Annotated in this window: 16 protein-coding genes; 12 read left to right on the forward strand and 4 right to left on the reverse strand. The window is 41.5% G+C overall.

All coding sequences use genetic code 11. The features are described from left to right. Positions 1–28: 28 nt before the first annotated feature. Together QZ076_RS05505 and QZ076_RS05510 are read left to right on the forward strand one after the other, a co-directional pair. Entirely contained in the window at positions 29–3,007 is a 2,979-nt protein-coding gene (locus tag QZ076_RS05505) for a TonB-dependent receptor (RefSeq protein ID WP_293711037.1), read from the forward strand. A gap of 22 nt (positions 3,008–3,029) precedes the next feature. After that, a complete protein-coding gene (locus QZ076_RS05510) occupies positions 3,030–4,607 on the forward strand; it encodes a RagB/SusD family nutrient uptake outer membrane protein (protein ID WP_293711039.1) in 1,578 nt (525 codons plus the stop codon). A 181-nt stretch (positions 4,608–4,788) separates the two neighbouring features. Here the strand turns inward: QZ076_RS05510 and QZ076_RS05515 are convergent, their stop codons facing one another. The 4 genes from QZ076_RS05515 to QZ076_RS05530 all read right to left on the reverse strand — a co-directional run bounded on the left by QZ076_RS05515 (position 4,789) and on the right by QZ076_RS05530 (position 6,787). Beyond that, positions 4,789–5,235 (reverse strand): N-acetylmuramoyl-L-alanine amidase, encoded by a 447-nt coding sequence (locus QZ076_RS05515; RefSeq protein WP_293711041.1) that lies wholly within the window; start codon positions 5,233–5,235, stop codon positions 4,789–4,791. A gap of 173 nt (positions 5,236–5,408) precedes the next feature. Then, positions 5,409–5,639, reverse strand: a complete 231-nt coding sequence (locus tag QZ076_RS05520) for a DUF4248 domain-containing protein (RefSeq protein WP_293711043.1) — start codon at positions 5,637–5,639, stop codon at positions 5,409–5,411. After that, positions 5,632–6,159, reverse strand: coding sequence for a DUF6633 family protein (locus tag QZ076_RS05525; protein ID WP_293711045.1), 528 nt, complete (start codon positions 6,157–6,159; stop codon positions 5,632–5,634). Before QZ076_RS05525 ends, QZ076_RS05520 begins: the two co-directional genes overlap by 8 nt. 1 nt (position 6,160) lies before the next feature. Beyond that, a complete protein-coding gene (locus QZ076_RS05530; RefSeq protein WP_293711047.1) occupies positions 6,161–6,787 on the reverse strand; it encodes a DUF4373 domain-containing protein in 627 nt (208 codons plus the stop codon). Between the two features lie 404 nt (positions 6,788–7,191). Between QZ076_RS05530 and QZ076_RS05535 the strand changes: the two genes are divergently transcribed. The 10 genes from QZ076_RS05535 (at position 7,192) to QZ076_RS05580 (ending at position 20,288) form a co-directional block, all read left to right on the forward strand. Then, on the forward strand, positions 7,192–8,952 hold the full coding sequence (locus tag QZ076_RS05535; protein ID WP_293711049.1) for a hypothetical protein: 1,761 nt from the start codon (positions 7,192–7,194) through the stop codon (positions 8,950–8,952). A gap of 107 nt (positions 8,953–9,059) precedes the next feature. Further along, a complete protein-coding gene (locus QZ076_RS05540) occupies positions 9,060–9,398 on the forward strand; it encodes a DUF3244 domain-containing protein (RefSeq protein ID WP_293711051.1) in 339 nt (112 codons plus the stop codon). 45 nt (positions 9,399–9,443) lie between these two features. Next, complete coding sequence (locus QZ076_RS05545) at positions 9,444–11,396, forward strand: hypothetical protein (protein ID WP_293711053.1); 1,953 nt, start codon at positions 9,444–9,446, stop codon at positions 11,394–11,396. Positions 11,397–11,400: 4 nt separating this feature from the next. After that, positions 11,401–12,765 carry a radical SAM protein gene (locus QZ076_RS05550; protein ID WP_293711055.1) on the forward strand — a complete coding sequence of 455 codons (1,365 nt, stop codon included), beginning with the start codon at positions 11,401–11,403 and terminating at the stop codon, positions 12,763–12,765. Between the two features lie 9 nt (positions 12,766–12,774). Beyond that, on the forward strand, positions 12,775–12,966 hold the full coding sequence (locus tag QZ076_RS05555; RefSeq protein ID WP_293711057.1) for a hypothetical protein: 192 nt from the start codon (positions 12,775–12,777) through the stop codon (positions 12,964–12,966). A 117-nt stretch (positions 12,967–13,083) separates the two neighbouring features. Next, positions 13,084–15,369, forward strand: a complete 2,286-nt coding sequence (locus QZ076_RS05560; RefSeq protein ID WP_293711059.1) for a carboxypeptidase-like regulatory domain-containing protein — start codon at positions 13,084–13,086, stop codon at positions 15,367–15,369. 353 nt (positions 15,370–15,722) lie between these two features. Beyond that, the gene (locus QZ076_RS05565) at positions 15,723–16,559 is read left to right on the forward strand and encodes a hypothetical protein (protein WP_365324717.1); all 837 of its coding nucleotides are present in this window, start codon (positions 15,723–15,725) and stop codon (positions 16,557–16,559) included. Then, entirely contained in the window at positions 16,546–18,633 is a 2,088-nt protein-coding gene (locus tag QZ076_RS05570; protein ID WP_293711063.1) for an O-antigen ligase family protein, read from the forward strand. The genes QZ076_RS05565 and QZ076_RS05570 overlap by 14 nt, the downstream gene beginning before the upstream one ends. A gap of 151 nt (positions 18,634–18,784) precedes the next feature. Further along, positions 18,785–19,231, forward strand: coding sequence for a transglutaminase-like domain-containing protein (locus QZ076_RS05575; protein WP_293711065.1), 447 nt, complete (start codon positions 18,785–18,787; stop codon positions 19,229–19,231). Positions 19,232–19,259: 28 nt separating this feature from the next. Next, positions 19,260–20,288, forward strand: a complete 1,029-nt coding sequence (locus QZ076_RS05580; RefSeq protein ID WP_293711067.1) for a BF3164 family lipoprotein — start codon at positions 19,260–19,262, stop codon at positions 20,286–20,288. Positions 20,289–20,454: the final 166 nt, after the last annotated feature.

Genomic DNA, 20,454 nt, shown 5'->3' on the forward strand with positions numbered 1-20,454 from the left:
AAGTGTTAACCAAAAAAATTAAATGATTATGCAAGGAAAGAAAACGATTAGTTCTTTCAGACGCTGCAGAGTAGGGATACTTTCAGCATTAATGTCACTTAGTATGACAGTAGCCTTTGCTCAATCGGGCGCTGTTAAAGGAAAAGTTTTAGATGAACTCGGCGAACCTATCATCGGAACAAACGTAGTGGAAAAAGGTTCGACAAACGGTACTGTCACAGATGTCGACGGTAACTACACCCTCACATTGAACGACCTCTCGAAAGCCGTTCTTCAGTTTTCATTCATCGGTTATAACACCACGGAAGAAGCAGTAAAAGGCCGCAAGACAATCGACGTCAAACTGGCTCCGTCTGTCGTTAACCTGGGCGAAGTCGTAGCCATCGGTTACGGAACGCAGACCCGTAAGGAAATTACAGGTTCCGTAGCCAATGTCTCAGAAGAGAATTTCAACAAAGGCGTAACAAGGGATGCCTCCGACCTGTTGCAAGGGAAAGTGGCCGGTCTGACGATTACGTCCGGTTCCGGCGACGTGACCAAAAGTTCGACTATCCGGCTGCGCGGGACATCCACCCTGCAAAACGACCAGGGACCGCTGATCGTTATCGACGGTATTCCCGGAGGCGACATGACTACAGTAGCACCATCCGATATCGAGTCGATATCGGTGCTGAAGGATGCTTCTTCAGCAGCCATCTACGGTTCGCGTGCAGCGGGCGGCGTTATCCTTATCACCACCAAAAGAGGTTCAGGCTCCAAAACGCAGATTTCTTACGACGGATACGTGGCTATGGATCATCTGGCCAACAAGCCCGATCTGATGAACGCCGACGAATGGAGAGCCTACGCCAAAGAATCCGGCCAGGATCCCATTGTATATGACCAATACGGAGCCGATACCGATTGGTTCGATGCCATGACACGGACAGGTATTTCGCAGAACCATGCCATTTCTCTTTCCGGAGGAGGCTCGAAAAGCAATTATCGTGCCTCATTCACCTACCTCGATCGCAACGGTATCATGCGCGACAACGACATGAACCGTTACAGCTTCCGCTTCCAGTTCCAGCAGCGGGCCATCAACGACCGCCTGCGCATCGGCTTACTAGGATCGGCCACGCTGACGGATGCACGTATCCCCTATGGCGACAATTTCGTGTTAGCTTACAGTATGCTTCCCGTTTATCCGGTTTACAATGCCGACGGTTCCTACTTCACCAAAGTAAATACGGAATATGACCAGGGAAACCCGGTGCAAAACCAGGATCTGAACAGAAAAGACATGAATAATATCTATTTCTATGGTGCAGGAGATATACAATTTACCGTGATCGACGGGCTTAACGTAAAAGCGAATTTATACAAAAGCCGCTATTCCAGTGAGTTCAGCCAATACGACAACTCCGAAACCAAACAGGGACAAAGCAATAACGGATACGCCCAGAAACGGAACCGCACCTGGAACCGCAACCTGATGGAATGGACAGCCGATTACGAGAAAGTATTCGGAACAGCCGAAGAGCACAAGATACAAGGCATGATCGGTTACTCCTGGGAAGATAACAATTATTCGTCATTCACCTCACAGAACCGTAACTTCCTGACCAACGACCTGGGATCGAACAACCTTCAATCGGGTACCGGCCTGAAGACCGGTGACGTGTCTTCCGATAAGAACTCCTATAAACTGATCTCCATGTTCGCACGCGCCCATTACAGCTACGCCGAACGTTATATGATCACGGCTACCGTACGCCGCGACGGTTCCTCCAAATTCGGTGCCAACCATAAATGGGGAACCTTCCCGTCCGCATCCGCAGCCTGGGGTATCTCGCAGGAATCGTTTATGAAGGATGTCAAGTGGGTGAACGATTTAAAATTCCGCGTCGGATATGGTGTCACCGGTAACCAGGACGGCCTTCAACCTTATAAGAGCCTCCAACTATACGGGTCTGAAGGTATCTATTATAACGACGGCAGCTGGCAGACAGCCTATAAGATCAACCAGAATGCCAATCCCGACCTGAAATGGGAATCGACCGCCATGCTCAACGTCGGCCTCGACTTCACCCTGTTCAACAGCCGCCTGAACGGTACTATCGAATGGTACAACAAGAAAACATCCGATATGCTTTACAATTATGAAGTCCCGACCCCTCCGTTCGTGTACAACAAAATGCAGGCCAATGTAGGCGATATGACCAACAAAGGTATCGAGATCATGCTGAACATGGATATCCTGCGTAAGAAAGACTTCTCCTGGAACATGTCATTAAACCTAGCCCACAACAAGAACGAGATCACCAAACTGTCGAGCGACGTATATACGACCAGCCGCCTTTACACCGGCGATCCCTGGCTGCGCGGCGGTTCGGGCGTAACCTCACACGTCATTGAAGAAGGCCGACCGGTAGGGCAATTCTATATGCTGATCTGCGAAGGGATCGACGAAAACGGCAAATACATTATCAAAGACAAAAATAAGGACGGACAGATCACAGATGACGACCGCGATTATTGCGGCGACGCACAGCCGGATCTGACATTCGGATGGAACAACTCATTCAGCTGGAAAAGCTGGGATCTGAGCTTCTTCTTCCGCGGTTCTATCGGCCAGAAGGTATTCAACAACCCGCGTGCCGCCTACGGCAACAACACCTTCCTGATCGGCACCAATGCGTTGAACGACCCGCTGGTCCATCAGCTGACAGAATCTTCCCGCATCTGCTCCTACTACATCGAGAATGCTTCCTTCATGCGCCTCGACAACATGTCGTTGGGCTATACGTTCAACACGAAGAAGATCGACTGGCTGGATAAAGCCCGTGTGTACGTGGCCGGACAGAACCTGTTCGTAATTACCGGCTACAAGGGTGTCGACCCGGAAGTAGAGATTTTCCGCGGAGAAATAACAGATGCGGATGCAGGCCTGTCTCCGGGTATCGAACACCGCCAGTTCTTTCCTAAATCGAGGACTTTCACTTTAGGCGTTAACTTAACATTCTAACTTACTAATCAAGCACATTCTTATGAAAAAGAAATCATCGATATTATTACTAGCCGGAGCAACCCTTCTCCTCTGCTCTATGCCTTCGTGTATGGACCTGGGCGAAAATGTATACGACAAAGTGCAAGCCGACCATTTCGGCAAGAACGAAGCGGAGATAGCCTCCATAGTCGGACCGGTTTACAGAAGTCTGAACCAGTATGTCCCTTACAACTTTATGGCATTGTCCGAATGTAGCGGCGATATGGCCATTGTCCCGACACGCAAAGGCGGCGACTGGTACGACGGCGGACAATACCGCGAATTGCACATGCATTCCTGGACAGCCAACACCAACCAGATAAAAAATTGCTGGAGCATGGCTACCAAATCCATTTCCACCTGCAACCTGGTCTACAGCATTGTCGAAAGCAACACCTTCATCAGCGACGAACTGAAACAAAGAACATTAGCCGAGATCAGGGGCGTCCGTGCCATCTGGTTCTACATCATGATGGACAACTGGGGAAATATTCCTCTTACCACCGACTTTAAAGACACCAGTCTCCCCACCGTGACACCGCGCAAGGAGGTCTATAATTTCATACTGAAAGAGCTTACCGAGATTAAGGATGTCTTACGCGAGGATGTCAGCACAAATTCTTACGGGAAATTCACAAAAGGTGCCGCCTATGCACTATTGGCTAAAATGTATCTGAATGCCGAGGCATGGGGTGTCGACGTTCCACGCTGGCAGGAAGCAGCAGATGCCTGCGATGTAGTGATGAAGCTCGGCTATACCCTCGAATCGGACTGGAAAGCCAATTTCGCAAGTAACAACGAATCGTCAATGGAAACCATTTTCCCTATTTGTTTCAGTGCAAACGATCAGGATCTGAATGGGACTGATTACCGTAACCGTCTATTTGCCTGGACGCTGCACTACAAAGACAATCTGGTTCTCGGACTGAAAGTGACAGGTGATAACGGAGTTTGCGGACAGCCGGATTACGTAAAACTGTTCGACGATGCCGACATCCGTAAAAACGGCTCTTTCCTGCTGGGTGAAATGATCGACCCGGCTACCGGGAAAGTGATCATCACGGCTCACGACCGTCCGTTGATCCACACGGCAGATGTAACGATCATCCCGGGAACCGAACGCGACGGCACCGCCTGGGGCGATGTAAACCAGGAAGACGGCGGCCGTGCCATCAAATGGCCTTTCGACAAATCGACGGTGGACGGTATAGAGAACGATTTTGCATTGTTCCGCCTGGCCGATATCTACCTGATGAAAGCCGAATGCCTGGTACGGATGGGAAAAGACAACGGAGAAGCGACCCGCCTGGTCAATGAGATCCGCCAAAGAGGATTCGAGAATTCGGAGCATAATTATGCATCTGTCACTCTCGATGAAATAGCCCTGGAACGCAAGCTTGAACTTGCCTGGGAATGTTATTCCCGTCAGGATTGCATCCGCTTCGGCACTTTCCAGAATGCCCGTTTCCTCAAACCGGAGACGAAAGGGGAAGATTACAGAAACCTGTTCCCTATCCCGCAGGATGCCTGGCAAACGAATCAAAATCTGAAACAGAATCCGGGTTATCCGGGATTCTGATAAAACAAAAATAACGCGGAACGTCTGAGAATCCAGGCGTTCCGCGCTTCTAACAAATCAGATCGTTTATTTACGTAAAAACCTCATCACGACCCTGACAACAGCACTCAAGACCGTCATCAACCGATACAATTTACTCTTTTTCATCTTTTTCAAATTTAAATTTATAACTATAATCCATTCAAATGCCATACTCCTCCTCCGCATTAAAACAAGGACAGGCTTTCAACCATTCATCCGGCGTAATCCACCCGTCGCCATTCCGGTCAGGCGACAGATCCCGGTGTCCGCAGATCCGGCAGCCCGGGTACTTGTCCAACAATACCATCAGTAACATCCGGATCGCAACCTTTTGATCCTCCGTACGCGTGTCTTTCGGACGCCCTGACGCGTCCAGTCCCCCTTCATAGCAAATCCCCAGGCTGAAACGGTTAAAACCCTTCACATGCGCCGGAATCAGTTCAGGCGGGCGCATCGGCACCACCTTACCCGAGCGGCGGATGTAATAGTTGTAACCGGCAGTAAGGAATCCCTGTGCCCGATGGTCACGCTCCAACTGTTCGGGCGTATACTCCACCGTCTCACGCGTAGCCGAACAATGCAAAACAATCAGATTGATTTTTCTCATACTATAAACTGTTTATTATTTAACGAAAACAAATGTACATCAAGCCTTCAAAGCCTAATAGGAAACTATAGTTATGAGAAGGAATAAGAAGGAGTAAACGGAGAAAAGTGGAAATGGGAAGAGCATAAAAGCCAAACTCCCGTACATGCCAGCACCGGAACTTCGTTAATTATTTATTTCACTCTCCAGGTTTCCGGTTCTCCCAGATGGTCTACCAGGATAGCGACCTGACGAGGTGTATACATACGTTGTCCTTTTTTATAACCAGCTTTCAGCAGGTCGGCCAGCAAATCCTCATCGCGTCTGATCCATTGCGACAACTGCGAAGAGGCCGATTTGGGTTGTATACCCGGGAAATATAACATAGCCAATTGGGTATGGCCCCAAACTCTGTATTTATCCATGATTGTTTTGTTTTTGTTGTTTTTCTTTAAGCAATAAATATTCCTGATACGTGATACCGCCCGACGACTCCTTTTCGGGTTTCTCCTCCACCTTCTTCCGTGCCGCCTCATAGCGTTTGATCTCCGTGCGTCGCTCATCCGTAAACTGCACCAGCGCACTGGCGATGAACAACGCATCCACCATCCCGTAAAAACGGCCGTAACGGCCACATTTCAGACGATGGTAAAAAAGCAGCAACTCGGTGACCTTCAGGTACGGATATTCCGCCAGTATCAGCCGCGACAGTTCCTGCTGCCGGTTGACAGGCATCTTATCCTTTACCCCGGCAAACAAATTGATGTTTTCCAGCAGGATACAATTCCAGACAATAGCCGTCTGTTCCCCATATCCGTCACAGACCGTTTCGAGCGTAGGAGCCGTTCCGAAATAGGCACGTTCCGTATAACGCGCAGCCATCACCTGCATATCCGGATTAAACGTGTTCAGGAATTTCTCCGCATTCCCGTAGCGTGCGTGCATATCAGCAACCTCTTGTTGCTTTTTTCGCCATACGGACAAGTTCCGCCCGTCGGGCCGACTCGCCGTTATCGTTTGAAAATTCAGCTTTATTTGATCTTCCATGTTGTGTTGTTGTTTTTCCTTTTCCATTTACATTTCCATTTGTGGGGGTTATTGCAGCAGAAACAGCAGTTTCCGTTACAATATCCGGAGTTTCCGCAGCAGGAACCCCGGTTTTAGCCGCAGGAACCCCACCATACACCGAATCGTCGGGAATCAGCAGATCCGGATCGATCGTGACTCCGCATCTTTTACTGATCTCCCGGAAACGGCGCTGAATACCCGCCGACGAAAGCACCTGCCTGCACTCCAGCAATTCGTTGTCGAACAGGCGAACCTCCACGCAATAAAGAATGATCCCTTTCACCTCCTCCTCCCCGAGGCCGAGCGTAAAAGCGATATCGAAACAAAAATCATCGTTGTAAGGAATATAGTATCCCCTCTCCCCGTAAATCTCGCAGAGAACAGTCAGATAGGTACAGATGCCCTTACATCCGTAGCGATGGACCAGGCGTTGTATTTTTCGGTCGGACAGCATATTCGTATCCAGCGGAAAATAACCCAGTCCCTTTTTTAATGGACGCGCCATAATTGTAGTTTTTAAATTGTTAGATACTTGAAGCACCAACGGTTTACATACTCGGTGCGAAAGTGAGGAGAGGAAGTTTCACAGGTTAACATATGGCGTTATAAAACAGCAAAAGTTGAACTCCAAACTTTCGTTTAAAATTCAACCTTTATACTCTTTCCAGCAAATATAGGCTTTTTGACTAAATGACAGCCCCAAACACCATATCATCGCCAGCATGATATGTTAAAAAATATTAGTCGTAATACTAATTCAATTTAGTCGCTATATTAATTCCGATTAGTCGGGATAGTAGTATCATTTTGACACATGGGGATTTCCGTTTATACCTATTTTACCCTCTGCATCATGAAAAATCGGATATTTGGGAGAATTTACGAATTTTCCTTTATCTTTGCAAGCAAATGAAACGCCTGAAAGTCATACTAGTATTGGCAGGAATCAGTATTTTGCTTTCCTGCGTATCGAACATCTCTTACCCGGAAGCGATGCAAAAGGCTATACGTTGTATGGAGCAAAACACTGACAGTGCCCGAATATACCTGTCTTTGCTCGACTCCGTTATCCAGTACGAACCGGAAGAGACACGGATGTATTACGGATTACTCACCACGAAAGTGCAGGATAAAAAGTTTATCCCCCACACCACCGATTCTCTTATGAATGAAGTGGTTCGTTTTTACAAATCCTATGGAGATAAAGAAAAACTAATGGAAGCCTATTATTATTTAGGTTCTGTTTATCGAGATATGAAGGATGCACCACAGGCAGTAGCTGCTTTTCAGCAAGCAGCAGATGTCGGGAAGGATAGCCAGAGGTATGATATTTTAGGACGGATTTATGAGCAGATGGGGACTTTATTAGCTTATCAGTCATTGTATGAAGATGCTCTGAAGATTTACAAAATATCCTATGCTCATAACTTAAAACGCAAAACAGGGACGGGACTTGTCTATGCTTTACGCGATCAGGGACGGATGTATAAATCATTGAACCAGCCGGATAGTGCGGAATATTACTACCAGGCTGCTTATAAAAAAGCTTCTGAGATAAATAATCAGCGAGTTATCAATGCGATCTCAATAGAATTGGGGAGCGTTTATCTTGATTTAGAAAAACCAGACTCAGCTAAAAATGTTTTTTCCAGAATATCAGAGTTACAAAATGATGCCATCTACTTACAAGGAATAGCTCAGAGCTATCAGTTAACATCACAACCAGACTCTGCACAATTTTATTATCTACAAACTTTACAAGATGGTAAAAAAAACCAGAATATTTATCTGAAAAGTTCTAGCTATAAAGCATTAGCAAAACTTGAAGCCCACAAAGGGAATTATTATTCAGCCTTCAATTACTCCCAGAAAAGTTTGGAACTTGAGGATTCAATAAAAGCAATTACCCGAACAGATGCCATCGGAAAAATAAACGCGCTCTACAACTATCGACATACAGAAAAAGAAAACCAACAGCTTTTATTGGAAAACGAACATAAGCAAAATCAGGTTTATCTGCTAATTATAGGTTTGCTGATAATCGTTGGAGCAGCTATTTTATACATCAATTATACAAGGAAACAAAAACGACTTGCACAGGAACAGGCCAAACGGTTATCCATGCTAAAGGATGAGCAATACAAGAATAGCCGGACTTATATCCATGAGAATGAAAAGAAAATAGCAGCATTGGAAACACGGTTACAACAAACTGAAGGAGAAAAAGATGCACTGCAAAAAGAACTAATCCAATCCCAAAAAGCACTATTAGAAGTTTCAAATCAAAAAATCGAAATGAGTCTCAATGAAAAAGACTGTTTGGAAGCATCTCTCAGACAATCCGATATATACCAGTTATTTCACCAGGTAGTCCGTCGGGATGATGAATTCAGGTCTTTCACGGAAGAAAGCTGGAGACAACTTCAACAAATCATTGACGAAACTTACAATGATTTCACAACACGATTGTGTGCATTTTATCCACAAATCACCGAACACGAACTCCGTATTTGCTACTTGATCAAGATTCGTATTCGAACGAAAGACATTGCAAAAATCCTTAGTTGCTCCCTCTCCGGCATCAGTAATTCCCGTACCCGTTTGTACAAAAAGATACATAGAAAAGATGGGACTCCTGATATGCTAGATTGCTTTATCATTGATTTATAGCTCATTACAAGCGTGAAGTTTTTGTGAAGTTTTTGTAAACCAAGTTTTACCAATTCTATCCGCCCTTGACTCTACCTTTGCAACCGTAAACAAAAACAAACGCAAAGATGAAAAGGTCTATAACTATTTTATTTATTACAATTGCTTTTATTCTCGTTCCTTTCGTAAAAGCGAATGCAGATAAGAACTGGGCCCAAGAAGAAGATCGTTCAGTTTCTCTATTTCTATCTATAGAAGAAAACAATCTCCATATCCATTCCGACAAACAATGGGATAATATTGGTATTCAAGTAGTCGATCCGAACGGTAGAACAATCTATGTCGATGTAATCGCCATTCCGGCTGAACAAGAGTTGACAATACCTTTATCGTATCTGCTGGAAGGGAACTATCAGGTTACACTGACAAAAGACAACCAACCTGTAACCTGGTATTTGACAAAATAATAATACTCGCTTAGATTTCAACATTTTAATACTCTATTTACAAAAATGAATACTCATCATATCATCGGTTATGTAGGCATAAGCCTTTTACTGCTGGGAAGCTGTCGGATGCCGACACCGACTCCAGGGATAGAGGAAGCTTTGTCGAAAGCCGGTAGCAACCGCAATGAGTTATTTCAGGTAATCAAGCATTACCAAAATGGAACGGACTCATTAAAACTGAAAGCAGCGCTTTTCCTGATCGAAAATATGACGGACAAGGGCTACTTTACCGGAAAAGCGGTGGATGAGTATTACACATTTATCGACTCGGTTTACCAAATCCACCAACAAGAATATGATATTCCTGCCATCTATGATGAATTTAAGAACAAAGCAAAGTACTTGCAGGAAAAGCCGATAGCCAATCAGGATGTACAAACCTTATCTGCTGACTACCTGATAGAAAATATCGAGGATGCTTTCGCCGTATGGGATCGCCCGTGGAACCAACATCTGAACTTCGAAGAATTCTGCGAGTTTATCTTACCTTACCGCGTAGGATCAGAGATACCCGAAAGCTGGCGACAGCTTTATCGGGAACGCTTTGGCGCTATATTACAGTCGGATACGATTCGGACAGCAGTGCAAGCTTGTACAGCAATAAATAATGAATTGATAAAATTGCCGATTCATATTGCTAAATCTTCGGTTATGCCAATAGGATTGCGCCCAAGCACATTAGCCAATATCAAATTCGGCTTATGCGGAGATTATGCGAATCTAGCATTATTTGCTATGCGGGCATCAGGGATACCGGTTGCAGTAGAAATCGTTCCACATTGGGGACGTGGAAATAATTCACATATATTTAATGTGGTATATAACAACGATCAGACATCACACGACTTTTCGGGCGCAGAACAGAATCCAGATGAACATTTGATCCGATTTAAAAACGAAATACCCAAAGTGTACCGGAAAACATTTGGTAAACAGGAGAATTCGTTAGCCATGCTCCACAGGGACGAAGATATTCCACCATTCTTCAAAAACGCCTATCTGGCCGATGTAACAGGAAATTATCCATTCATCGGAGCAAAAAATATAACTATCTCATTACCGGATAAAATAAATCAAAAATTTGCTTACTTATGTGTTTTCGACCCGAACGGATGGACTCCTGTAGGATGGGGAAATATAACGGAAGACAAAGTACAATTTCAAGCTGTCGGACCTAATATCGTTTATCACACAGCATTGTATGCAGACAAGAAACTCGAATTAGTAGGCGATCCGTTTCTATTGGATACTTTGGGACAAATAACCTGTTATAGGCCACAAGTCGAAACAATAGATTATACATTAGAACGGAAACACAAAGACGCAGCACATTTGAACTATCTTCCACCTCTAATGGTTGGCAGTCAGTTTCAGGGAGCAGATAATCCAGAATTTAAAAATGCTGTTACTTTCTACACCATTACAAAAGAGCCAAACTTTAAATATACTACTGTTTCGGCAAAAAATACCAAGCCTGTAAAATATGTTCGATATTTGGCTTCCAACAAAACTTGTGGAAATATAGCGGAATTAGAATTCTATACAGCGGACTCAAACACCCCATTAAAAGGAAAAATTATTAGTGATTATGAACCGAGTATCTATTATCCCCGATATGGAGCGGAAGTTATGTTCGATGGTGATCCGTTAACATTCTTCCACTCAAATGACACTCTTAGCTGGGGTGGCCTAGAATTAGATAAACCTACCGCAATTTCAAAAATTCGTTTCATCATCCGAAACGATGATAATGGCATACGTAAAGGACATGAATATGAACTCTTTTATATGAATCAGGGAAGTTGGAAATCATTGGGAAAACAGATTGCGACAGAAGATGATTACCTGCTTTATAAACTAATACCTAAAGGAGCATTATATTGGCTTCGTGATTATACCAAAGGAAGAGAAGAAAGAATATTTGAGATTAAAGACAATACAATTATTTGGCATTAACACTATGGAAACACTAAGAACATCATCTTATATAATTCCAATCAAATTGGATAAAGAGAATAAGTATATGCTAATTCATGGTTATACCGGAGCGATAGATCTTGTTAACGAACAAATAGCAACAAAGCTCATACAACACGATGTTGTTAACAATGAGACTTTTCCACCTGCTATACAACAAAAATTAGAGAAAAGAGGATACATCACTGTAAAATCTAAAAAGGAAGAATATGATTATGTAGCAAGGATAGCCCATGCTCTTCATAAAAAACATGAGATTTTAAACAAAACATTTACTTGGATTATCACTTATAATTGCAATTTTAGATGTCCATATTGTTTTGAAAATAGGGTATTTAAAGATTCTATTTACTCCATTTCTTTCACACAAGAAATGGTTGATAAAACGTTCAAAGCCATGAACAAAATTGAACCAAGGATGCAATTACAAAGTAAAGTTATTACTTTATATGGTGGAGAACCACTTTTAAAAGAAAATAAAGCCATTATCAAATATATAGTCAATGAGGGAAAGGCAAAAGGTTACAAATTCTATGCCATAACAAATGGATATGATCTTGAAAATTTCGTTGATCTTTTAGCTCCCGATTTGATTTATAAGATCCAAATAACAATTGACGGAACTAAAGAATTACATAATCAGAAAAGAAAACATTTTCAAGATAAAAATTCATTTGATAAAATTATCTCTAATATACAATTAATACTCCGAATGAATCTAGATATTAAGGTTACGATTAGGGTCAATATAGACAATAATAATTTGGATGATTTCATTGAGCTAAAAAAATACTTCATGGAAATAGGATGTTTAAATCATGATAATTTCAACATCTATACGGCTCTTATTTCAGATAATGAATCAATATCGAACCAAGAGAAAGAGGATTTAAGCATATTATCCACAAAAGATTATATTGATAAACATGCAAAAATGGGAATCATATCTTCTTGTAATGGATATGATGCCATCTATAAAAATATATACAATGCGATAATTAATCAAAAAGCAATATCACTTAAAGCGACTCATTGTTCTTCACAAACAGGAGGCCATGTTTTTTCTCCTTTTGGAGAAATATATCCTTGCTGGGAAGTGGTTGGAAAAAAGAATTACCAAATTGGAAGTTTAAAGAATAATTCTATACAATGGAACGAAGATGAGCTTCATAAATGGCGTTCTCACGACATTAGTACATCTACATGTAAATATTGTAAATATGCTCTTTTATGCGGAGGAGGCTGTCAAGCTTTAAAAAACAATCACTGTATTCAATTCCAGGAACTTTTAAAGAAAGTGACAAACGATGTTTATGACAAAGTTTGCACAAATATGTTTAATAAATAATTTACAATCATGAAGGAAGATGTTATGCATTCATTCAATTCTGAATTATCAGAATTTGAACTACAACAGCTAGAGGAACGTTTAGAAACGGACCCTTTAGCAATTGGCGGACTTTTAGATTTGTCCGCAGGAGATGGAGATATTAACCCGGCTTGCTGGTTCGATTGTCCTAATCTCACATCATGCGAACTCAGTTGTTAATAATTCCTTAATTATAAACAGCTGAATCATTCATTCTGGACAAAGTTAAGGTTATTTCATATTTATAACTTTCTTTGTCCAGATCATGAAATTTTAATAATTTATTATACATATATCATGCGGTTGTACTATATAATATTTTTTGTTCTTAGTAGTATAAACTTATTACATGCACAATCAACCTTAGAAGGGAGAGTTGTAGATGAAAAACAAAAGGGAATATCTGATGTAACCATACGTTTATTACAAAAAGATTCAACTTTTATTAAAGGAGTTATCACCGACAGCATAGGTAATTACAATATGCAAAACATCAAGAAAGGGAATTATTTACTGTATATTAGTTCTATTGGATACAACTCTCAAGAAATTCAATTGAATATTGAAACTTCATACATCAAATTAGATCCTATTAAACTTCTTGATTCTAATATGACATTAAAGGAGGTGGTAATTAAAGGAAAATCATTCATCCGGCAAAATGACCGTGTTTTAATTCTTCCTGATAAACAACAAATAAAACATGCGGCTACCGGTTATGATTTACTATATAACTTAATGATACCAGGTATTTCCGTTGATAGAAGAAAAGGACAAGTATCCACATTCAATGGAGAAGTAAGCTTATATATCAACGGACGAAAGGCTGATTATCGGGAAATACAGGCACTTCGTCCTCATGATATTGAAAAAGTAGAATACTTTGATATGCCAACCGGTCAATATGCCGGGGATAAGGCAGCAATCAATTATATTATTAAGGAAAGAAAAACTGGCGGATACGTAACCTTGGACGGGACACAAACAATAGGATATCTGAATGGAGATTATAATGCCACTGCAAAATTAAATCATCAAAATACAAATTATACTCTTTTTGGAGGACATTCTATGTCAAAATACGATGGAATACAAAGCGAAAAAAAAGAAGTATTCCACTTTCCTCAATCAGAGATTTCCCGTACGACTGGCATTGACGAAGCTCTAACTAAAAAAAACAATCAATATGTTCAATTGAATATAGACAATACGAATAACAAACGTACATTAAATGGCAAATTATCTTTTTTCCACTCCAAAGCACCTGATAATTATAACCAAACTTTAAAGACATATTCAAATGAGCCAAGCACTCCTATACAAACACTAAACGAAACCAATCAGCAAAGTATAATGCCTGGTCTCAATTTATATGGAAATTTCAATTTAACCCCAAAGCAAAATCTACAAGTCACACTACTAGGCACTTATACTAAAAATGATTACGAACGCAGTTATAGAGAAGCTGATTATCGTTCCTATACTCAGGCCCAAGAGGATCTTTATAATATAAGATTTAAAACTAATTATAATGTTAAATTAAAACATCAGAATTCATTCGGTCTTCAGTTAAGCCATCTTCATCAAATTTCATCTTCAAACTATTCCGGAGATTACAATCAATGGATACACCTTTGGACTGGAGAAACTTTATTGATGGGACAATACAATCAAAACTTAGGTAAGAAAGTTTTTCTCAGTATTCAGTTTGGAGGAGATTTATTACAATATCGTCTACACGGATATGATCAAAAAAAGTACCTGTCACCTCACGCGAATATAATGTTAAATTATAGGATATCATCCAATCAATCTATTATGTATGCGCTAAATACAGGAAACTCTAACCCTCCATTAGATTGGCTTAGTGACGTAGATCAAAATATTGATTCATTACAAATAAAACGAGGGAATCCGTATTTAGATAAAGCGAACTACTATATAACATATTTAGTTTATTCTTTACAGGCAGGGAAATTTAATTTTCAAGTGACAGGTTATTATTTGGGGGCTACCCCCAGCCCTGCCTACGATTATTATATTGAAGGGAATAAGTTGGTTACAGGATTCCGTTCAGATGGGAATTATCATAATATAAAAAGTGCACTAGCTGTAACCTATAAAGTCAATTCAAACCTTCGTATTAATGCGAGCGGATTCTATCGCTATTATAAAGCAACTGGAAAAATAAAAGCCGATCAAAGTGAATGGGCCGGTAGCATAGATGTGAATTATTTCTGGAAAGACTTCGCATTCAATGTATATGGCAAATCTACTGCCAGATCTGTAAGTATGTCACCTTCTTATACACGATCTCCTGCCAGTTATGGTGCATCCTTACGTTGGAATCATAAAAATTGGAATGTAGAGATTGGCACAGACAATCCTTTCAGCAAACATAATCGAAATATTGAATACCTAAATACTGATGTATATCAATTTTACAATACTACATATAGTAGAATTTATCAACAAACAGGTTATATAAAACTCGCATATACTTTTGATTTCGGACGTAAAACATCACGAACTCAAGATAAAGTGGATATGAATATCAACAGTGGTATTTTAAAAGCCGAATGAATAATATGAACGAATACAATAACATAATTATTCACCCACTTGCTTCATCAACACAAGGCAAGCGTTATCTTTTATCCTGTAATGGGCTATATTATGAAACAGGCTATCCAATCATTGAGCTATTGACAGAATTACAAAGATATCCTAAAGAAGAAGCTATTTTTTCTTACATCAAAAAGAAAGAAGGGAAATACACATCCGAACAGGTGCACCAAATTATCTGTAAATGCATTAACCCTCTTTTTTCTGTCCCCAAAAAGAAACGAACTTTCCTCTATGAAAAGGAGCTCTTTGCCGCCCAAACTATTGATAAATTTTCGGATACATTCCGGTTTCTTTTCAATAAGGTATATATGGCAATCATATTTATCTGTACGCTGGCATTGAACATCTATTTTTTCTGGCATACAGACAATTTGATGCAAATCAATAATCATGTAAATATCTATATGGCAGTCGGACTGTTCGTATTTATGTTGCTGTCTTCCTTCTTCCACGAACTCGGTCATGCTTCCGCCTGTAAATATTTTGGTGTACGGCATGGTGGTATAGGATTTGGGCTGTATCTAAACTTTCCGGTACTCTATACAGACGTGACGGAGGTTTGGAAACTCGGCAGAATACAACGTTGCGTTGTGAATATGGCCGGTGTTTATTTCCAGTGTTATTTGTTGATCGGGTTATTGGCTGCTTTCTTGTTTACCGGAAATGAAATATTACGCTATCTAATCCTAATTATAAATCTTGGATTTCTGATGACACTAAATCCGTTCTTCAAATTCGATGGTTATTGGATCGCTTCAGACTTGCTGGGAGTACCCAATTTGCGTGATCGGTCGAAAGAATTGTTAGGATATTGGTATAAACGCATGCGCAAACTCCCGATAACTCAGGAACCTTATTTGCTAAAAATACGTCCGGCTGCAAAATACGGATTGTTGATCTACTCGATTGTAGTCAATCTGTTTATGGGATTCTATTTTTTCTATCTCATTCCGAGTTTTCTCTACCGGTTTATCAGCACATTCCCTGATGCGGTAAATGAGTTGATACTCTACTTATCCAACGGCATGACACCTCCATTCGCTCTGTTACGAAATATGGGATCACAATTACTCTTTTTAGCACTGATCGGATATTTATTCTGGAATATGATACGTCCATTAATAAAAAGATATGTCAAACAATAAACTAATTCTTTCAAAGAACATATCTACAGGCATAGCCATATTACTCATTGTAATAATGGCTATGCTGCTGTTTCAGACAGAAGACAAATTACAAATCAGTCTGTTACTACTCACTGCTAGTCTGGCGATAATACGTCCGTTCCCCTTCCGGCAATGGACTGTAATCGATATCAGTCTCGGTCTGATCACCGTTTATGATATGGCATCCTGCCTGTATGCCGATTGTTCCGTTCCGGCTATCCGCAGCGCTCTTTTATCGATCTTCTGCCTAACAGCCTATTTCGTTTTACGGAAACTCTTTAATACAGAACGTCCCACGCGAATCATTCAGCAAGGAAACTTTCTACCCATCGCTGCCGCTCTGCTGCTTGCCGTTTGCTCTTTCTTCATCTTTCGCCAGTCTGTATTGAATGTAGGTTTTCAGGATACATACCATTTCCGTTTCCTGTTCCGTCCGCTTGGTTATATCACCAATGTGTGGGCGGAGGTACTGCTTATTCTGTTGGGCTGGGTATGCCTTGTGCGTAAGTATTCCGGAATCTTTATTTTCCTGACTGTACTGGCTATACTCTTTTCTTTCTCACGGGGAGCTTATATCGCACTTGGAGTCTATATGATTATCTGGTTGCTGTTTGTAAAGCCCAAGCAGGAAAAAATACGCTTGCTTGCAGTCAGTGTTGTTGCCATCATTCTAACCGGAGTATTCTTCCCCAACGAAATGAGGACAACTTTGCAAATGAACCGTACTGCGTCTCAGCAGCAAAGTACCGAAGGGCGTATCAACGCTACACAAGCCGCCTGGGACACTTTTCGGGAACATCCCCTATTGGGATGTGGGAACGGTAATTATACCTTTGCCGTCGACCGAACGTTGAATCAGGACAGCACACTGCCTTATACGTCGTACGCCCCTAACATCCTCGTACAGCTATTGATAGAAAAAGGTATCATCGGTGCCTTGCTTTATCTACTATTGGTTGTAGCCGTTTGCCGGACGATCCTGAAACGCAGGAAACAACCGGAAAGCTATATGATCGGTTGCCTTTTCCTGGCATTAGCTGTTAAAGAAATGACGCAAGCGACATTACTCTACAGCCCTTTCGCCTTATTTATGGTATACGTGATGCTGGCTTTTTTACAAAAAGAAAAGGTTTCCGTCGAAGAGGAAAACAGGCAAACTGTTTCTGCATATACAATCCCCGGAATAGTCGCATGCTGTTATCTGGGTTGGCTCGCCTTTGTCTTCCTCCAGGATCAGAATAAATCATACCAGCAACAAAGCGTAGCAGCCTGGGAAAAAGGCCAGTTCGCAGAAGCCATCCGCCTGATGGAACAAACAGGGGAACAGACACCCAACCTGATCAATCGCGGATTGCTCTATATGCAATATTACCGGGAAACAGCAAATCCGAAATTCCAGCAAACGGCAGAAGAGGTTTTACAGAAAGCCCGGCAGCAACAACCGGAAGACATACAGATCCGTTATCTGCAAGCACGTTTGTACATAGATAACAGAGAATTAGGGAAAGCCCGACAGATAGCAGAAGAACTGGCAACTAATTATCCAAAAAATTCACTCTATCTCTCCGCCTTGTCGGATATATTATACCGGCAAAGAGAGAAAGAGGCAGCTCTACAACCTTTGGTAAATGCCATACGTTATACGCCCCGTCTATTAACCGGGAAACGCATTCGTGATTTACAGCAGAACGATCCGGTATTTTATCACTCCTTACAACAACATTTATCTGCATTAACCCCGTCTCCGGCAGACAGCCCCACCGATTACGCCCGTTTGGGTTATATCGCCCGGTGGTGCGGTAATCAGTCTGTAGCAGAGGAATATCTTCGGAAAGCAGTAGAAGACCTGCCTAACCTTGCGACTCCCTGGCATTTGCTGGGCGATGACAACAAATACCGCCTGCTCCTCTTCGGCGCTTTCCAAAAAGACCTGCTATCTACAGAACTGCCGGAAGAAAAGGAGATGAGTGATGATTTTCTATTCAAAATGGCCTATCAACCGAAGTTTGCGAATTGGTATGGTGGGGAGCTATTAATCGTTTCAGCACTTTGACTATGCACTGTGAAAAGTGCAATTGTCATGCAAATTTGCACTACTCTCAGTGCAATTGCAAGGCATAACCATAGCTGCATCTCAAATATTTACTAATTTTGCCATCAATTGTAAATCATAAAACGAACACGTTAGGCAAATAGCTGATACATTGTTTAAAGATGACACGCAGACCTTTGTCATAATAGAGAAAGCCCTCAAGTTTGTCCACAGTTATCTGTCGCCTTCCGATTCCATAGCCAAACAAATCGATGCAGGCACTTGCAGAACCGTAGATGTCAATACTGTTATTCAGACAAGGAAGGGCACTTGCAGCGAATATACGAATGTATTTACCGCATTGATGCGCTATATGAATATACCGACTCGTTTTTCCGTAGGGTATTTCAATGTCCCCGAATGGAAAGCCGAAAGCACCCATGCCTGGCCCGAATGTTATATAGAAGGCGCTGGTTGGTGTTCTGTCGATCCGACTTTCCCTTCGTATATCGGCCCGCATTTTGCTGGAATCAGGATGCGTTACGGAATAGATTACGAAGACTGCGACATCAAAACCCTGAGTTATGATATTGAACCGATTGAGTTTACAAAAAGATAAGCCATTATGAAAGGTTAATTATACGATTATGAACACATCCATCCGCCCTTCGGGCTTATCCAATCTGTTGAGCAAGGTAGTGTGCCTCTTACTTATTTTCATCTGTTGGAGTTGTACACAGAGCAGTGAAACTGAAAAATATCAGAAGAAAAGGGATAATATCGTTAATGTCAAAGACAAAATAAAAGAGATCGCGATAGAGGATGTTCTGATCGGACGGATGACTCAAATTAGGCTAATTGACAATTATCTGATTATTGGCGATTACAGATCGCCGGACAAGCTCATACATATTTTCGATAAAAACGATTTCCACTATATAACCAGTACCACTTATCAGGGACAAGGTCCCGGCGAAATAGCCAATATGGGACATATAGCGATCGATGAAGATCATCGCAAATTTTATGTATCCGATCATGGCAAGCAAAAGATATTCAGCTACGATCTGGACAGTGTTCTAAACAATCCTTATTATGAACCGGCTGTCAAAGCGGATATGAACATGGGATTATTTCCCAGCGAATACGGATATTTTAATGATACGCTATGTATCGGCCGGATCATTCAACCGATAGGGTCTAATAATTTCAAGCCGATCGTCGGAAAATGGAATATGCTGACAGGAGAAATAAAGTTAATGAAATATGAGCATCCCGACATAAAAAAGAAACGCATGACGTCTGATGTTTCTTTCGAGCACGGGATATATGCCGAATGTTATTCAAATTACGACTTAATGACTATTTGCGATCTGGACGGAAATTTAAAATACAATATATACGGCCCCAAATGGGAGAATGAACCGGGTCCAACGCTCCACTACACAATGCAACCTGCTTTTTGCAGCGACAAGATCGCCGCCTATTCCGGAGAAGACGGCCGAGGAGAGGGTTCTTATCCAACAAAACTCATAGTCTTTGACCTCGCCGGAAACTATCTCCAGACCTTAGAAACAGGCTATAAGATTGCCGATTTCTGCTACGACAAAGAAAATAACCGCATCATCATGTGCATGAATGACGATATACAGTTCGGTTATTTGGATCTGAATTGAATTGCAGAAGTACTTTTCTTCCCTCTCAGTTCAGGAACTCCTGTCTTCCTGAACTGGAATATTACGATATGTTGAAAATCATATAACAAATTAAAACATTTACTTTTAAATCCAACAATGATATCGTACCTTTGTTACGAACAACTGATAACTTAATATTATGGAT

The sequence above is a fragment of the uncultured Parabacteroides sp. genome, from assembly GCF_905196875.1.
In the GTDB taxonomy this organism is placed as follows: domain Bacteria; phylum Bacteroidota; class Bacteroidia; order Bacteroidales; family Tannerellaceae; genus Parabacteroides.